Source organism: Streptomyces nigrescens, from assembly GCF_027626975.1.
In the GTDB taxonomy this organism is placed as follows: Bacteria; Actinomycetota; Actinomycetes; order Streptomycetales; family Streptomycetaceae; genus Streptomyces; species Streptomyces nigrescens.
The window spans coordinates 937,253-952,784 of the sequence record NZ_CP114203.1 but is presented as its reverse complement, the minus strand read 5'-3'; the positions used below and the strand labels follow the sequence as shown (position 1 = coordinate 952,784).

At 71.7% G+C, this 15,532-nt stretch carries 15 protein-coding genes; 8 read left to right on the top strand and 7 right to left on the bottom strand.

What is annotated here, in order from left to right; genetic code table 11:
- The first annotated feature begins 51 nt into the window (after positions 1–51).
- Positions 52–1,380 (top strand): ROK family transcriptional regulator, encoded by a 1,329-nt coding sequence (locus tag STRNI_RS04425; RefSeq protein ID WP_277410580.1) that lies wholly within the window; start codon positions 52–54, stop codon positions 1,378–1,380.
- 110 nt (positions 1,381–1,490) lie between these two features.
- On the opposite strand, the gene STRNI_RS04420 is transcribed toward STRNI_RS04425, so the two are convergent.
- The gene (locus STRNI_RS04420) at positions 1,491–3,188 is read right to left on the bottom strand and encodes an amidohydrolase (RefSeq protein ID WP_277410579.1); all 1,698 of its coding nucleotides are present in this window, start codon (positions 3,186–3,188) and stop codon (positions 1,491–1,493) included.
- Positions 3,189–3,277: 89 nt separating this feature from the next.
- Positions 3,278–4,804: an APC family permease gene (locus STRNI_RS04415; protein WP_277410578.1), complete on the bottom strand. Its 1,527-nt coding sequence runs from the start codon at positions 4,802–4,804 to the stop codon at positions 3,278–3,280.
- A 281-nt stretch (positions 4,805–5,085) separates the two neighbouring features.
- On the opposite strand from STRNI_RS04415, the gene STRNI_RS04410 reads away from it, so the two are divergent.
- Together STRNI_RS04410 and STRNI_RS04405 are read left to right on the top strand one after the other, a co-directional pair.
- A complete protein-coding gene (locus STRNI_RS04410; protein WP_277410577.1) occupies positions 5,086–5,790 on the top strand; it encodes a TetR/AcrR family transcriptional regulator in 705 nt (234 codons plus the stop codon).
- Between the two features lie 46 nt (positions 5,791–5,836).
- Positions 5,837–7,204, top strand: a complete 1,368-nt coding sequence (locus STRNI_RS04405; RefSeq protein ID WP_277410576.1) for a PP2C family protein-serine/threonine phosphatase — start codon at positions 5,837–5,839, stop codon at positions 7,202–7,204.
- On the opposite strand, the gene STRNI_RS04400 is transcribed toward STRNI_RS04405, so the two are convergent.
- Positions 7,201–7,740: a hypothetical protein gene (locus STRNI_RS04400; protein ID WP_266448460.1), complete on the bottom strand. Its 540-nt coding sequence runs from the start codon at positions 7,738–7,740 to the stop codon at positions 7,201–7,203. The two genes, STRNI_RS04405 and STRNI_RS04400, sit on opposite strands and share 4 nt — an antisense overlap.
- Before the next feature lie 340 nt (positions 7,741–8,080).
- Here STRNI_RS04400 and STRNI_RS04395 point away from each other — a divergent pair, with 340 nt between their 5' ends.
- Together STRNI_RS04395 and STRNI_RS04390 are read left to right on the top strand one after the other, a co-directional pair.
- Positions 8,081–8,332 carry a DUF6400 family protein gene (locus STRNI_RS04395; RefSeq protein ID WP_093639104.1) on the top strand — a complete coding sequence of 84 codons (252 nt, stop codon included), beginning with the start codon at positions 8,081–8,083 and terminating at the stop codon, positions 8,330–8,332.
- 2 nt (positions 8,333–8,334) lie between these two features.
- Positions 8,335–8,565, top strand: a complete 231-nt coding sequence (locus STRNI_RS04390; protein WP_018092478.1) for a hypothetical protein — start codon at positions 8,335–8,337, stop codon at positions 8,563–8,565.
- An 82-nt stretch (positions 8,566–8,647) separates the two neighbouring features.
- On the opposite strand, the gene STRNI_RS04385 is transcribed toward STRNI_RS04390, so the two are convergent.
- The gene (locus STRNI_RS04385) at positions 8,648–9,538 is read right to left on the bottom strand and encodes a S41 family peptidase (RefSeq protein ID WP_159484491.1); all 891 of its coding nucleotides are present in this window, start codon (positions 9,536–9,538) and stop codon (positions 8,648–8,650) included.
- Positions 9,539–9,671: 133 nt separating this feature from the next.
- On the opposite strand from STRNI_RS04385, the gene STRNI_RS04380 reads away from it, so the two are divergent.
- Positions 9,672–10,550, top strand: a complete 879-nt coding sequence (locus STRNI_RS04380; protein WP_277410575.1) for an SCO6745 family protein — start codon at positions 9,672–9,674, stop codon at positions 10,548–10,550.
- On the opposite strand, the gene STRNI_RS04375 is transcribed toward STRNI_RS04380, so the two are convergent.
- The gene (locus tag STRNI_RS04375) at positions 10,547–11,413 is read right to left on the bottom strand and encodes an SCO4651 family lipoprotein (protein WP_277410574.1); all 867 of its coding nucleotides are present in this window, start codon (positions 11,411–11,413) and stop codon (positions 10,547–10,549) included. The genes STRNI_RS04380 and STRNI_RS04375 overlap by 4 nt on opposite strands.
- A 236-nt stretch (positions 11,414–11,649) precedes the next feature.
- On the opposite strand from STRNI_RS04375, the gene STRNI_RS04370 reads away from it, so the two are divergent.
- Both STRNI_RS04370 and STRNI_RS04365 read left to right on the top strand, forming a co-directional pair.
- The gene (locus tag STRNI_RS04370; RefSeq protein ID WP_277410573.1) at positions 11,650–12,507 is read left to right on the top strand and encodes a hypothetical protein; all 858 of its coding nucleotides are present in this window, start codon (positions 11,650–11,652) and stop codon (positions 12,505–12,507) included.
- 146 nt (positions 12,508–12,653) lie between these two features.
- Positions 12,654–13,613, top strand: a complete 960-nt coding sequence (locus STRNI_RS04365; RefSeq protein WP_159484485.1) for an SDR family oxidoreductase — start codon at positions 12,654–12,656, stop codon at positions 13,611–13,613.
- A 41-nt stretch (positions 13,614–13,654) separates the two neighbouring features.
- Here STRNI_RS04365 and STRNI_RS04360 read toward each other — a convergent pair whose 3' ends face one another.
- Together STRNI_RS04360 and STRNI_RS04355 are read right to left on the bottom strand one after the other, a co-directional pair.
- A complete protein-coding gene (locus STRNI_RS04360) occupies positions 13,655–14,527 on the bottom strand; it encodes an undecaprenyl-diphosphate phosphatase (RefSeq protein WP_026170130.1) in 873 nt (290 codons plus the stop codon).
- Positions 14,528–14,722: 195 nt separating this feature from the next.
- Entirely contained in the window at positions 14,723–15,424 is a 702-nt protein-coding gene (locus STRNI_RS04355) for a TVP38/TMEM64 family protein (RefSeq protein WP_277410572.1), read from the bottom strand.
- Positions 15,425–15,532: the final 108 nt, after the last annotated feature.

The following is a 15,532-nucleotide window of genomic DNA, read 5'->3' as shown; positions in this document are numbered from 1 at the left end:
GCGCGTCAAGAGAGCGAACACCGGCAGCCGGCCGGGAGGGAGGGGAACCGGATGGCCGAACGCACCCAACGGACCGTGCGTGACCTGCGCAGGGCCAATCGCACCGCGGTTCTGCAACGGCTGTATTCCGACGGTCCCATGAGCCGGCAGGAACTCGGGCCCGCAACGGGCCTCAGTTCAGGCTCCGTCAGCAATGTGGTCGCCGAACTCGTCGAGGAGGGACTGCTGGAGGAGGCCGGTGTGGTCGGGTCCGACGGCGGCCGGCCGCGCACCCTGCTACGGGTGGCTCCGGGGAGCGGCTGTCTGATCGGTGTGGACGTGGGGGAAACCCGCGTCAGGGTGGAGCTCTTCGACCTCGCCATGGGCGAACTGGCCCGCTCGGAGCTCCCGTTGCGGCACCACGGCTACGACGTGGACCTGATCGTCCGCCATATCGCCGACGGCATCGCGACCGTGCTGCGGGAGAGCGAGGCGTCCCCCGGCCGGCTGCTCGGCGTCGGTGTCGGCGTCCCTGGCATCCTCGACCGCAGTCGGCCCGGCGGCGCGGTCGTCCACGGCCAGACCATCGGCTGGGACGCGGTCCCGCTGGAGGAGCTGCTGCACCACACCGTCGCCCTCCCGTCCGGTGTGGGCTTCTTCCTCAGCAACGGTGCCAAGGCCCTCGGCCAGGCCGAGATGTGGTTCGGTGGCGGCCGGGGCGCCGAGAACGCGGCCATCGTGCTCTTCGGGTCGGGCGTCGGCGCCTGCCTCGTCACCGATGGCGTCATCGACGGCGGGGCACGCGACAGCGCCGGTGAATGGGGGCATCTGACGGTCAGCGTCGGCGGCCGGCGCTGCCGCTGCGGTGCCCGGGGCTGTCTGGAGGCCTACACCGGATCCGAGGCGCTGCTGCAGCGCTGGCAGGAGGCGGGCGGCCAACCGCCCCCGGACGCCGACGAGGAGACGGCGCTCGCGGCGCTGGTCGCCGCCGCCCACCCACCGGCCGGCGGTCCGGACGCCGACCCGGTCGCGCGCTCCGTCCTCGACGAGACCGCGGAGTACCTCGGCGCGGGCATCTCCGACCTGATCAACCTCTTCAGCCCCGAACGTGTCCTCATCGGCGGCTGGGCCGGTCTCCAACTCGGCCCGCACCTGCTCCCCGCCGTCCGCGCCCATGCCACCGCCTACTCCCTGGCACACCCCGCCGGCCGGGTCACCATCGACCTCGGCAGGCTCGGCCCCGACGCCGTCACGGTCGGCGCGGCGACGCTGCCGCTGGCGGACTTCTTCGCCAACGGGGGGCGGCGGCGCGCCGCACCGGCCGACGAACCGGGGGAGCGGGTGACGGCACCGGGTTGGCGGACGGCCCTGGAGGAGCGGGCACGGGCGGGGCGCGGCTGACAGGTCGGTGGTGCGGCGCCCGGCCCGTCCCTGAGCCTCCGGAACGGGAGGCGCGGCCCGCCGGACATGCCGGCCGGCCGCGCCGACGGGTGAGACGCTATGCCGCGTTCTCAGGCGTCATCGGCCGCGTACACCCGCTGTCCCCCGACGAACGTCTGCAGCACACGGGTCGCGGCGATCTCCTCGTCGGGGCCGTCGAACGGATCGCGGTCGAGCACGACCAGGTCGGCCAGCTTGCCGGGCTGGATGGTGCCGGTCTCGTCGAGGTGGTTGGCGTAGGCGCTGCCGGCCGTGTACGCGGCGAGCGCCGCACCCAGGTCGATGCGCTGCTCGGGCAGGAAGACCGGCGCCGACGGCGGGTCCTCCGGCGCACGGCGGTTGACCGCGACATGCAGCGCGGCGATCGGGTCGGGGGAGCTGACCGGCCAGTCGCTGCCCGCCGCCAGGGTGGCGCCCGAGCGCAGCAGATCGCCGAACGGGTACTGCCAGGCGGCGCGCCGGGGCCCCAGGAAGGGGATGGTCAGCTCGTCCATCTGCGGCTCGTGGGCCGCCCACAGCGCCTGGATGTTCGCGGTCGCGCCGAGCCGGCGGAAGCGCGGTACGTCCTCGGGGTGCACGACCTGGAGGTGGGCCAGGTGCGGCCGGGTGTCGCGCATGCCGTTCGTCCGCCGGGCCGCCTCGACCGCGTCCAACGCCTCGCGCACGGCCCGGTCGCCCAGGGCATGGAAGTGCACCTGGAAGCCCTCCGCGTCCAGCTGGGTGACGTAGCTCCGCAGCGCCTCGGGGTCGATGAACGAGATGCCGCTGTTGTCGGAGGCACAGCCGCAGGCGGTGAGGTAGGGGGTGAGCATCGCGGCCGTGTGGTTCTCGGCGATCCCGTCCTGCATGATCTTGACGCTGGTCGCCCGCAGCCGTCCCTCGGTCAACTCGGCGCGCCGGGCGATGAGTTGGGGGATCTGTTCCTCCCCGCGCGCCCGGTCCCACCACAGCGCCCCGGTCACCCGTGCGGTGAGCTTCCCGTCGCGCCGGGCGGCCACATACGCGGGGGTGACGTCGGGCATTCCGGGGGCGTAGCCCAGCATCGCGTCCTGCCAGGCGGTCACTCCGTAGCCGTGGAGGAGGCGCTGTGCCCGGAGCAGCCCCTCGGTCTGCTCGGCGACGGTCGGGTCCGGGATCAGGCCGGCCACCAGCTGCATGGCGCCTTCCTGGAGCATGCCGGTCGGCCGGCCGTCGGCGTCCCGCTCGATCCGCCCGTCGGACGGGTCCGGCGTACTTTCGGTGAGCCCGGCCCGTTCCAGGGCGCAGGAGTTGGCCCAGCCGCCGTGGTGATCGCGGTTGACGAGGAACACCGGGCGGTCGGGGACGAGCGCGTCCAGGAACTCGCGGGTCGGCATCCCGCCGGGGAACGCTTCCATGGACCAGCCGCCGCCCGTGATCCAGGGAGTCTGCGGATGCGCGGCCGCGTATGCGCTGATCAGTTCGCGGTACGCCTCGGCGGTGACCGCAGCGCTCAGATCGCACAGCGCCAACTCCCGCCCGCCGCCGACCGGATGGACATGTGCGTCCTGGAACCCGGGGATGAGCAGCTTGCCGTGCAGATCGACGACCTCCGTGGCGGGCCCGATCAGCGCGCGGACCTCCTCCTCGTGCCCGACGGCGAGGATGCGGTCGCCGCGTACCGCCACCGCGCTCGCCCGGGTGCGCGCGGAGTCGACGGTGTGCACGGGACCGGCGAGGAACACGAGGTCCGCGGGGCCGCCCTCGGCGGAGCCGGGGGTGCGGGCGTCCGGGGTGGTGCTGAGATCCATGTGGTGATTGCTCCAGTGGTGTGGGGAGTGGGGTGTGGTGGCCGCAAGGGCTCGGGCGAGTGAGGCGAGGGGGTCGGATCGGGCGCGGGTCAGCCCTCCACGGGGCTCGGGAGCGGGCCGCCGTCCCCGTCCATCGGCAACGTGATCGCATCGGCGTCCGTCCCCCGGCCGGTGCGGAAGTACGGTGCGCGGCGTACCCACTTGGCCCAGGCGGCGGTCGCCAGGCCGGCCAGGATGAAGAGGGCGGGGAGCAGCAGCATGAACCAGCCGTTGTCCGGGCTCGCCTCGAAGTGGTCGCTCATGGTCGCGTAGTCCCAGACGAGGTAGCTGCCGAGCCCGAACAGCGCCAGCGCGCTCGCCGCCGGAACGACCACGTCCCGGAGCGCGCGCACCGCTCCGGCGCGCAGGCTGTGGCGGAAGCGCACCGCACAGGCGAGCGCGGTGAGTCCGTAGTAGAGGGCCACGGTCAGGCCGATCGAGTTGACGGCCGTGAGGATCATGTCGTTGAGCTTGGGGATGCCGACCGCGAGCACGGCGAGCAGCGCGGCGAGGGCCATGATCAGCAGGGTGCCCACGGCGGGGGAGCCGTAGCGCGGGTGCACGCGCTGCCACACCGGGCCCAGCGTCCGGTCGCGGGCCATCGCCAGCGCACCGCGGGCGGTGGGGATGACGCTCGACTGGAGGGAGGCGAAGGCGGAGCACATCAGGGCGGCCAGGGGCAGCGAGGCCCAGGGCTCCGGGGCCAGTTGGGCGCCGAGGAAGGTGAGTGCCTGCGGTCCGTTGTGCATCAGTTCCCCGGTGCTCATCACCCGCTGGAAGGCGAGCGAGCCGACGAGGAACAGACCCATCATCACCACCAGCGCGATCAGTCCGCCGCGGGCCGCGTCGGTGGAGCTGCGGGTCTCCTCGTTGACACTGAACGCGGCGTCCCAGCCCCAGTAGAAGAACACCGCCAGCACCATCCCCTGGGCCACGGCCTGCGGTGAGCCGATCTCCAAGGGGTTGAGCCAGGACAGCGAGAACGGCTGGTCACCGACGAACAGGGCGTAGCCGCAGAAGACCAGCAGGACCACATACTCGAAGATCAGCAGCCCCATCTGCAGCCGGGTCGCGGCCCGCACCCCCGTGATGGCGGTGACGGTGACGACGACCAGCGCGACCAGGCCCACGGCGGTGCTGATACCGGTCGAGGCCGGATCCAGCCGGAGCCCCCACACGCTGTACAGGCCCAGCTTGTTGAGGAACTGGAGCACGACGGAGCCGGTCACCGCCCCCGTGTACGCCATGAAGATCACGTTACCGACCAGCACCACCCAGCCGGTCAGGAATCCGGGCCAGGGGCCGATGGACCGCCCCACCCAGGTGTAGCCGCTGCCGCAGTTCGGTTCGCTGCGGTTGAGCCGGGCGTACGACAGCGCGATGCCGAGGATGGGCACAAAGGCCAGCAGCAACAGGGCGGGCGTCTGCCGGCCGGCGTACGCGGCCAGGGTGCCGATGCCGATGCCGATGCTGGTGGTCGCGGCGGTGCTCGACGCGGCGATCGCCACCCCGTCCTTCACCCCCAACGAGCGGCGCATTCTCGCCGGGCCGGGGTCCTGCTGCACTGCGGAAGGCATGGCACTCACTCCTTGGACGGCGGGCCGGACCGGTCTCGGCCCTGGGGGAACGGGAGGTGCGGGCGGGGCGGGGCAGGGCGGCGCGGGCCGGGCCCTGGATCGGGGCACGGCCGCGTCGTACGGAGGGGGTTGGTGCGGGATGCGGCACCGCGGCGGTCCGTCTATGTCCGCCGATGAAACAGGCCGTTCATTCTTGTGTCAACGGTGTTGACGTAACCTGGTGGTTAACTGGCTCCGATAAGGCCCGGGGGCCGGGGCGGAGCGAAGCGGAGGGGTTCGGCGTGGCGGAGAGCGAGCGCGTCCCGGTCGAGCGCAAGCGGCGCCGGCCGACCAGCTCAGGCGTGGTCCTGTCGGCCGATCTCATCGTCGACGCGGCATGTGAACTCATCGACGCCCAGGGGGCGCAGGCCTTCACCGTGCGCAAACTCGGCGCGGCGCTGGGCGCCGATCCCTCCGCCGTCTACCGCTACTTCCGCAACACCGAGGATCTGCTGCTGGCGCTGGCCGACCGGCTCATCGGCGAGTCCATGGCCGGCTTCACGCCCAGCGACGACTGGGCCGCCGATCTGCGCGACCTCGCACTGCGGGCGTACCGCTCCGCGCTGCGTCACCCGCAGATCGCCGTGTTCAGCACCGTCCGGGTCACCGGCCGGCCCCATGAGCAGCACGCCGTCGACACGGGGATCGGCCTGCTGCTCCGGGCCGGCTTCGACGACGCCACCGCCGTCCGGCACTACCACACCCTCGTCGACACCGCCCTCGGTCATGCGGCCGTGGACGCCGGCGTCCTGCGGCTGGCTCCCGCCCAGCGCGCGGCGGACGAACAGGCCTGGCAGGACGAGTACGGCAACCTGCCCGCGGAGGACTACCCGAGCCTGCACCGCGTACGGGAGCATCTGCCGCTCATGGGGGGCTCGGCCGTCGAGCCGGCGCTCGATCTGCTCATCGCGGCCATCCGGCAGGAGGCGGCGGAGCGGACGGGGTGAAGGGGGTGATCCGGGCATTCCGCTCATCCCGGTGTCACCATGAGGCATGCCCCTTCCACGGCTGAGGCATCTCCGGGAACGACGGGAACTCAGTCATGTCCTGGTGCTGATCCCGATCGGGATCATCGTGGCGGTCTGCACGATCGATGTCCTCGCACCGCCCGACATCCATCTGGGTCCCCTTCTCGTTGCGGCTCCCGCGCTCACCGCGGCCTTCGCCGGACCCCGTCTGACGGCGGCGATCGGAGCGCTGGCGGTAGCCGCCCAGGTGTTCATCGGTATCGCGCGCCATGTGCTGTTCACCGAGAACCTGGAGGCCCAGATCGCCGCGCTGGTGGTGGTCTCCGCGCTGGTCGTGCTCTTCACCGTCGTGCGGGACCGCAACGAGCGCCGGCTCAGGCAGAGCCGCTCGGTGGCCGCGGTCGCCCAGCAGGTCCTGCTCCGGCCGCTGCCCGTGCACAGCGGCCCGCTGGAGATCGCCTCCCTGTACTTGGCGGCCGAGGAGGAGGCGGAGATGGGCGGTGATCTGTTCGCGGTGGCACGCACCACCAGCAGCACCCGGCTGATCATCGGCGATGTCCGGGGCAAGGGGCTGCCCGCCTACAGCCATGCCGCCTTGATCCTCGGCGCCTTCCGCGCGGCCGCCCACCGCGAGGCCACCCTGCCCAGGCTGGCCATCCACCTCGACGGCGCCGTCCGCTGGGACAGCCGCCAGTGGAACAACGCGCCGGGGCCCGAGGCCGGGACGGACGCGGCGGGCGGGGCTGGGGCGGACGCGGTGGGCGCGACCGAGACCGGGATTGGGGCGGACGCGGTGGCCGCGACCGAGACCGGGACCGGGACGGACGCGGTGGACGGCTCCGCCTCGGAGGTCGGCTCCGCCTCGGAGGTCGGCTCCGTCCCCGTCCCCGTCTCCGTCCCCGTCCCCGCCACTCCGCTCCCCGGCCCCGATCCCGTCATCGACACCGACGAGACCTTCGCGACCGTGATTCTGCTGGACCTCCCCGACCGCTGGCCCGTCGTGCACACCATCACCTGTGGCCACCCGCCCCCGCTGCTGCTGCGTGACGGGCGGGTGCGCACCCTGTCGGCGGAGTGGCCCGCGCTGCCGGTCGGGCTCGGCGGGCTGCCCGGCGCCCCCGATTACGAGGTCGAGGGGTTCCCCTTCGAGCCCGGTGATCTGCTGCTGCTCTATACGGACGGGGTGAGCGAGGCCCGGGACGACAAGGGCACCTTCTACCCGCTGGTCGAGCGCGCCGCCGCCTGGAGCGACTGCAGTCCGCGGCAGGTACTACGGCAGCTGCGCACGGACCTGCTGGCGCACACCAACGGCCGGCTGGGCGATGACGCCGCCGCGGTCGCGGTGCGGCGCCTGGGCGGCGGGCCGGGCGGCGGAGTTCCCGGCACCCCCTAGCCGGCCAGGCAGCCGCCGCAGTTGTAGTACGTCACATCCCAGTGGTCGCCCTCCTTGTAGTAGACGTTCCCACTGCCGGACTTCCACTTGGAGCCGCCGATCGAGGTGAAGGTGCCGGTGATGTAGCTGGTCAGGCACGAGGAGAGGCTGAAGTCGACCTTGTAGCCGTTCCAGTGGCTGTAGGTGCCGCTCGCATGGCCGGTCTCGGTGCCGCCGGTCAGGTTGATCGCACAGCCGGTGGCGCCCTTCAGCGTGATCACGCCGTCCACGGTGGCCGAGTTGATCTGGTCGAACGAGGTGCAGCGGGGGTTGTTCCGGTCCGAGCAGCCGCCACTGGAGGACCAGCTGATGCCGGCCGCCCGGAACTTCGCGGTGGCCTGGGCATGGGTGAGCTTGGCGAACAGCCCGGGCCCGGGCCGCGGAGCCGCTCCGGCGGCGCCGGGAGCGGCGGCGTACGAGGTGGCGGCCACCCCCACCAAGGCCCCCGCCGCGAGCATGACAATCCCGAGCCCGGTCGCCGTCGTACGTCGGAGCATGGATACCTCCTGGGAGAGGGGTGAGGGCCCCGAGCGTGGCCCGGCCGGCGAGGCGCGTCAACAGGGCCGGTGGCCCCGGCAGCCCGGCCGATGATCGACGCGGCAAGGATGAATTGCATCACGCCCAGAATTACTGAACATATCGGGCATAACGCAAAGAATATTCCCCGCGTGATTTCCGAATTGCCCGCTTCTCTTGCGTTTCACTGCCTCACGCTGCGCCACCACCCCTTGCGCCTGCCGGCCCGTAGCTCCGGCCCTCACCCCCTGACGCTTCCTCAGTGCCGTCCCACTTGATAGACACGTCCGAATCATCCGCAAGTGGCATGGGACGCGCACCATGAACGACCGCAACACCTCGGAACCCCGGATACCGGAACACCGGATCTTCGAATTCGACCTCACCGCGCACGAAACCCAGCGGCGGACCGAAGTGCTCGCGGCGCTGGGCGACACCTGGGACCCCATCGCGGTGATGGAGGGTGAGGCGGACGCGTACCGGCTCCTCTACTCCGGCCTGGACGCGGAGCAGCAGGCCACGTACGACGCGCTGGTCGCCGCCGGGGTGCTGCCGGCCTCCGGGCAGGCCTGAGCATGCTGCCGCTCGACCCCACCGCCGATATCGGCCGCCGGGCCTGGGTCCCCTGCCCCAGCTGCCAGGACCATCAGGGCTGCGGAACCTGCCTCGCCGGCCGCACCTGCGCCGACCACTGGCGCTACCTGCTGTCGAACAAGGGCAGTGTGCTGCATCTCCAGTGCCCCAACTGCACCCACCTGTGGGCCTGGCAGTCGGGCTTCGGGGCCGGCGGCCGCACCGACGGCTGACGGCGCAACCACCGGCGGACCGCCACGGCCCGGCCGGACGGCCAGGGCCCGTCCCCACCCCTCCGTGCCACTCCCGCCCCTGTCACGACAGACGTCGTATCGCCTCCTGATGCGCCATCTCGAGAGCCTTGCCGGCCGCCACGGCACGATCCGGCCGCACCCCGACGCCCTCCCAGTTGGTACCCGTGACCGCATTGGTGGTCCGGGCCGTCGGCACGGTGACGGTGATGTGCTCCGTCACCGGATGCCGGCCAGTGGGGTGGGCCCCGCCCCGGGTCGTCTCACCGACCAGCTCGGCGCGCCCGAGCGCCTGCAGGGTGTACGCCACGTCCTCGCCGCCCGAGAACGTGGTCGCGCTGGTGAGGACATACACCGGACGGTCGAGATAGCGCGGCGCGGGCAGGTGCGACAGGGTCCAGAACTGCCGGGTGGAGTCGGTGGAGCGCTCGTAGATGTCATTGAGGTGCACCTGGTCGTCGGGGAAGAAATAGCTGCACCACATCGCGGCACCCTCGGGGGAGCCGCCCCGGCACTCCCGTAGATCGAGAATCAGGGCGCGGGTCTGCGCGACCAGCTCCATGGCCGCGCCGATCGCACGGGCGCCTTCCCCCGCGTCGGCTATCCGCCGGATGTCGAGACAGCCGATATTGCCGTCGAGCTGTTCGACGCGCCGGATGCCCTGGTTCTGCTCCCGCAGCAGCGCGAGAAAGGCCGCCCGGCCCGCGTCATCGTCCTCCGTCTCGGTGGACCGGGCCTCCTCCTGCCACAGCAGTCTGAGGTGCTTGTCCGGGCAGACCTCCTGCAGATGCGCCGTCACCGCCGCACAGAGCGCGGTCCCGTCCAGTGCGTCGTACTCGCCGGCTGCCAGCCGGGCGCGGATCGCCCGGTCGATCTCCACGGCGCGCTGCGGAAAGACATAGCCCGCGACGATACGGCCGAGGGCGCGGTCAATGATCTGTGCGTTGCCGGTCACGGTGGGGCCTCTCGATTCGGGTCGTTGCCCGCTGCCGGGGTCGGTACGGGCGGTCTTCGCGTTCCGGTGCGCCGTTCCCGTGCGCGGTTCCGGTGCGCTGCGCCGGACGTCGGGCGGCGGTAGCGTGCGGTGCATGGAGCTGCAAGCACGATCGCTTTGGCTGTTGACCGAGCCGCTGCATGCCGTCTGCTACTTCGACGAGCGGTGCCGCGACCTGGGTAAGGATCTCGGTCTCAAGGGTTTCTGGATGGGGTATTTCGCCTCGCGCACCGCTCCCTTGGGGGCCGTGGAACCCGCGCCGGCCACGGCCGTCCTCGGCGTCTTCGCGCCGGGGATGGTTGCCCGTGCGCTGCCGGCGGCCTGGAGCATCGTCGCTCCGGCGCATGTGCTCGACGAGCGCGGCAGCCGAGCGGCCCACGCACTGCGCCGGGTCGACCCCGAGCTGGAGCACACAGCGGCCGAGCTGCTGCCCCCGCTCCAGACGATCGTCGACGATGCGCCGGCCACCGCACGGCCCCTGTTCGCCGCCAACCGCGCGCTGTGCGATCACGCCGACCCCGTCGAGCGCTTGTGGCAACTGACCACCGCCATCCGGGAGTTCAGAGGCGATGCGCACCACGCCGTGCTCGCCGACGAGGGCTTGGACGGATGCGAGGCATTGGTTCTGGCCGCCGCGTCCGGTCGCGTACCCAAGGACACCATGCGGGAGGACCGCGGCTGGAGCGAGGAGGAGTGGGCCGCCGCGACGGACCGGCTGCGCTCCCGTGGCCTCGTGGACGCTCACGGCGACGCGACCGGCCATGGCCGGCAGGAACGGGAGCGCATCGAGAAGGCGACCGACCGGCTGGCCGGCCGACTGCTGCGCGCGCTGCCCGAGGCGGAGACCGAGGCGCTGCTGCAGGGCCTGGAACCGGTGGTCCGGCGCATCCTGGCCGCCGATGTCCTCCCCTTCCCCAACCCGATCGGCCTGCCCCACCTCGACGAGCCCGTACGACGCGACACCGGCTCCTAGCCGAGCCGCTTGCTCGCCTCCCTGAGCTTCTGGGCCAGATCCATCGTGTCGGAAGCGGGCGGCACCTGGACCGTGACCGGCTTGTCGGCGTCGAAGAACCGTATGGTCACGTCCAACGGCCCCTGGGCCGCCCGCGCACGCTCCCGGACCTTCACCGTGCGGTCGCCGGGGCCGACCCAGAGGTCGAGGTGCAGCTCGCTCACCCCGAGCTGCTGGTACTGCTCGACGACCTTCGTGCGGCGCCCGGCGTCCAGCGGGCTCTTCTCGGCCCGCTCTTTCGCCGGCTCCGCCACGTCGACCGCGCCGGCGTAATGCGTCGTCCGCACCCCGTCGACGGTCTCCTCACCGACCTTCTTGACGTCATCGGACTCGGAAAGCAAAGACACTTGCGCCGCCGGGTCCTGGTCGGCCTGTCGCAGCATGCCCCCGAAACCGCCGGCGTCCGTGTCCTCCAAGGCGAACTTGAGCCAGTGCCTGCCGCCCAGCAGGGCAGCCGCCCGCCCGCCCCCGCCGAGATACCCCGCGTCCCCCACGAGCCGCACCGAGAACTCGCCCTCCTGCGCGCCCCCGGACGCCGTCATCCGCATATCGGCGGCACGCGGGCGGAGGCGGAACGACGCCGTGCCCTTTACGGTCCCCTGGCCGGGGACCTTGCCGGAGACGCGATATGACAGGGAGTTGAGCTCAGCTCCCTTCTTGACGGCCTTCTGCACCGCGGCCACCGTTGTTTTGTCGGGGCGAACCGGCGCGCCGGAGCGGCCATCGGGCGAGCCGTCCGCGGTGCAGGCCGCCGTGCCGCACAGCACGGCGCCGGTCAGCAGCGCCCCGACGACGCGGGACGAGATACGGGAGCGGTGAGCCACGGTCCCCCCATGAACACCTGGAAATCGGAAGATGGACTGATCGGGACAGTAGCTCACGGCACTGACAATCCGCGCTGCGGAGGCACGCGGGCCTGTGGCCAGGGCATATGACGTCGCATCGGGTCCGGACGCATCGGAAGCCAAGCACCCAAGACGATTTTCATCTGGTGGTTCGATGGGTGCTTTGGGGTGCTTTGCTGAGCCAGATCGGGACACCTGCGCGCAAGAGGCGTTGAATGAGTATGGATCCTAGAGAGTTGTGGGACCGCAACGCCGTGCTGGCAGAAGCGTTTTGCCTGGGTGACGAGCGTGTGCGCGAGGCGCAGGCCAGGCTTGACGAGGCCCAGGCCGACCGGTCGCGGGTTCTGGCGGCATTCGCGGTGACGGTGGGCAGTACCGGCGCGGTGGCCGGTCTGTTCGGTTTGAACGAGCGGGAAGTGCGGATCGCCCGGCGGACGGTGGGCAAGGAGGACGCCCGCGCCGTCGCCGATGAATTGCTGGCGGCCGCCACACCCGCCGCGTCCCGGGAGTCCGAGGAGGCCACCCCGGCACCGGAGCCCACGGCCGATTATTCCCACCAGAACCCGTCCGCCGGCACGCGCCCCGCCGGCGCCACCCGCGAGGCCACCGGCGGCGTGGGGGCGTCCGAGCAGACCTGGTCCCCGGCGATGGACGCGGTGCTCATCGGCAGTTGGCAGACCGGGGTGGATCTGCGGGAACTTGCCGCTGAATTCGGGCTCGACCTCACCCGCCTGGTCACCCGGGCCCAACAGCTCTCCGCCCAGGGGCGGTTCTATCCGGGACCGGCGGAAACCCATGCGGGACGCCACCGGCGCGGCGCCGGCGATGTGCATGAATCCGAATACACCATCCCCGCACAGCAGACGGCCTCCTGGAACGCCGCGCCCTCGGGACACCCCATGGCGTCCGCCTGGCACACCGGCTCGATGCCGTCCACGGAGTCCGTCCCGGACATGGCCGCCCTGGCTTCCGAATGGGACAGCGCTCTCGCCCCGTGGGGTACCCTCGCGCCCTCGCACGAGGAGCCCGCGCCCGCCCATCAGCCCTGGGCCCAATATCACCTGAGTTCCTGATACCACCTCGGTTCCTGACGGAGCCCGATTCGATTGCGATACGTACGTACCCTGCCTCGCAGGCCGTCATCGGCCCGGCCCGGGACGGCGCGTCCCCGCCCGGATTCCCCGGCGCGGGGACGAGGAGAAGGGAGCAGGCCGCAGCCATGGCGACGAACGAAGCGGGGGCGGGCGCGCCGCACGGTCCAGGGGGAGTGCTGGAGGGGAAGGTGGCGCTGGTGGCCGGCGCCACACGAGGGGCCGGGCGGGCGATCGCGGTGGAACTCGCCCGCGCGGGCGCCGTCGTGTACGCGACCGGGCGCAGCAGCCGGACCGCCGGACGGTCGGAGATCAACCGGCCGGAGACGATCGAGGAGACCGGTGAGCTGATCACCGCGGCCGGGGGCACCGGGACGGCCCTGCGGGTGGACCACCTCGACAGCGACCAGGTCCGCGACCTCGTCCGGCGCATCGACCGGGACCACGGCCGCCTGGATGTCCTCGTCAACGACATCTTCGGCGGCGACACTTACGCCCAGTTCGGCACGACCCTGTGGGAGCACGACCTCAGCGGCGGGCTACGGATGCTGCGCATGGGCATCGACACCCATGCGATCACCAGCCATCACGCGCTGCCGCTGCTCATCCGGCGCCCCGGCGGGCTGGTGATCGAGATGACCGACGGGACCGCGGAGTACAACGCCGCCTACCGCCACCACGAGGGCTTCTACTACGACCTGGTCAAGGCGGCGGTGCAGCGGATGACGCTGGCCCAGAGCCATGAACTCGCGCCGCACGGTGCCTCCGCCGTCGCCGTGACCCCCGGATGGCTGCGCTCGGAGAAGATGCTGGAGGCCTTCGGTGTCACCGAGGACAACTGGCGCGATGCGACCGTCAACGTGCCGCATTTCTGCATCGCCGAGTCCCCGGTCTATGTCGCCCGGGCGGTTGTCGCGCTCGCCGCCGACCCGGACGTCGCGCGCTGGACGGGCAAGGTCGTCTCCAGCGGGCAACTCGCCCCCCTGTACGGGTTCACCGACACCGACGGCACCCGGCCGGACTGCTGGCGCTACCTCGTCGAGGTCCAGGACCGGGACCTCCCCGCCGACGACACCGGCTATCGCTGACGGTTCCTGCGGGGCGACGGCGGAGGAGGTCCGTGCCCGTTCTAACCCGCCGTCTCGCCCGCGTGCGGCGTCAGTGCCCCTGCCGCGACCAGGGCGAACAGGGCTATGCCCAGGAGGATGCGGTAGATGACGAAGGGCATGAAGGACTTGTTGGAGATGAACTTCATGAACCATGCGATCACTGCATAGCCGACGACGAAGGCGATGACCGTGGCGAAGACGGTGGGGCCCCAGGAGACATGTCCCTCGCCGGCGTCCTTGAGCTCGTAGACGCCGGAGGCCAGTACTGCCGGGATGGCGAGGAGGAAGGAGTAACGGGCGGCGGATTCGCGGGTGTAGCCCATCAGCAGACCGCCGCTGATCGTGGCGCCGGAGCGGGAGACGCCGGGGATGAGCGCCATGGCCTGGCAGACGCCGTACAGGAGACCGTCCTTGACGCTGAGGTCGGTGAGGGTCTTGCGCTGCTTGGCGGCGCGGTGCCGGCCGCCGGTCTCGTCGCGGGCGGCCAGCCGGTCGGCGATGCCGAGGACCACACCCATGACGATGAGGGTGGTGGCGATCAGCCGCAGATCGCGGAACGGGCCCTCGATGGCGTCCTTGAGTGTGATGCCCAGCACACCGATCGGGATCGAGCCGACGATCACCAGCCAGCCCATCTGGGCGTCATGATCGTGCCGCAGCTCCCGGTTGAAGAGGGAGCGGGACCACGTCGAGATGATCCGCCCGATGTCCTTGCGGAAGTAGATGATGACGGCCGCTTCGGTGCCTATCTGCGTGATGGCGGTGAAGGCCGCACCGGGGTCCTGCCAGCCGGCGAACGCCGCGGTCAAACGGAGATGTGCGCTGGAGGAGATGGGCAGGAACTCGGTCAGCCCTTGGACAAGTCCGAGGACGAAAGATTCAAACCAAGACATGGAAAATACGCTATCCAAGGGTGATCAAGCGCTGACCTGCGCGAGACGGGAGAAAGCGGACAGTGGCGGCGGATGCGGATCACCGCCGACCCGGGCAGCGTAACGTCCGAAGATGTCCGGGCGGCCAAAGGGGCCTGGACGTACCGTGCCCGCCCGCTGCGGCCGCTGCGGAATCCGTCGCCCGCCCCACCGCGTTCAGCGGCCGCGCAGCGTCTTCCGTTTGCGCCAGGCCACCACCAGTGCGCCCAGAGCGCTGACGGCGATGAAGCCCAGGGCGAGGAGGAACACCGGCGAGGTGGGCGTCGAGGCACGCGCGCCGGCGACGGCATACGCCGCGGTGTTCGGGATGCTGCCGAGCGCCGTCGCGAGGAGGAAGGGGAACCAGCCCATCCGGGAGACCGCGGCGCAGTAGTTCGTGGCGCAGAACGGCAGGCCGGGGAAGAGCCGGAGGGCCAGCATCGAGCGGAAGCCGTGCTCGCTCAACTGCCGGTCGGCGGCCGTCAGCCAGCGGGCGCGCAGCAACGGTCGCAGGGCGTCCTGCCCGAGGAGCCGGCCGAGCCCGAACGCCAGCCCGGCGCCGAGCACCGTCCCGGAGAGGGCGGCGGCCAGTCCGGCCTGGCTGCCGAAGAGGGCGCCAGCCGCGAGGTTGAGGACCGGGCGCGGCACGAACGCGGTCGTGCACCCGCCGTATGCCAGCGCGAAGACCAGGAGGGCGGCCGGGCCGGACAGCCGGCCGGGCCGGCCCCCGGTGAGGAGGTGCTGCGGCTGCCACAGCAGCGTCGCGGCCGCGGCACAGGCCAGCAGGGTCAGCAGCAGCCCGAACCGGGCCCAGGGGGAGAACAGCACACGCGTGCAGCGCGCGGCGAGGCCGTCGGGCGTTGCGGCGGGCGGGAACATCCGGGGAGCGTAACCGACAGCGGCGCCAAGAAGCCGTCATCCGGCCCGCACGCCCCCGGGCCGAGCGCGTCGCCGTATCGCCCAGTCCCCGGACGGGGTGATCGGTGC

Coding starts and splice junctions, on each gene's coding strand:
- STRNI_RS04425 (WP_277410580.1), top strand. CDS start 52: ATGGCCGAACGCACCCAACGGACCGTGCGTGACCTGCGCAGGGCCAAT.
- STRNI_RS04420 (WP_277410579.1), bottom strand. CDS start 3,188: ATGGATCTCAGCACCACCCCGGACGCCCGCACCCCCGGCTCCGCCGAG.
- STRNI_RS04415 (WP_277410578.1), bottom strand. CDS start 4,804: ATGCCTTCCGCAGTGCAGCAGGACCCCGGCCCGGCGAGAATGCGCCGC.
- STRNI_RS04405 (WP_277410576.1), top strand. CDS start 5,837: ATGCCCCTTCCACGGCTGAGGCATCTCCGGGAACGACGGGAACTCAGT.
- STRNI_RS04400 (WP_266448460.1), bottom strand. CDS start 7,740: ATGCTCCGACGTACGACGGCGACCGGGCTCGGGATTGTCATGCTCGCG.
- STRNI_RS04395 (WP_093639104.1), top strand. CDS start 8,081: ATGAACGACCGCAACACCTCGGAACCCCGGATACCGGAACACCGGATC.
- STRNI_RS04390 (WP_018092478.1), top strand. CDS start 8,335: ATGCTGCCGCTCGACCCCACCGCCGATATCGGCCGCCGGGCCTGGGTC.
- STRNI_RS04380 (WP_277410575.1), top strand. CDS start 9,672: ATGGAGCTGCAAGCACGATCGCTTTGGCTGTTGACCGAGCCGCTGCAT.
- STRNI_RS04370 (WP_277410573.1), top strand. CDS start 11,650: ATGAGTATGGATCCTAGAGAGTTGTGGGACCGCAACGCCGTGCTGGCA.
- STRNI_RS04365 (WP_159484485.1), top strand. CDS start 12,654: ATGGCGACGAACGAAGCGGGGGCGGGCGCGCCGCACGGTCCAGGGGGA.
- STRNI_RS04360 (WP_026170130.1), bottom strand. CDS start 14,527: ATGTCTTGGTTTGAATCTTTCGTCCTCGGACTTGTCCAAGGGCTGACC.
- STRNI_RS04355 (WP_277410572.1), bottom strand. CDS start 15,424: ATGTTCCCGCCCGCCGCAACGCCCGACGGCCTCGCCGCGCGCTGCACG.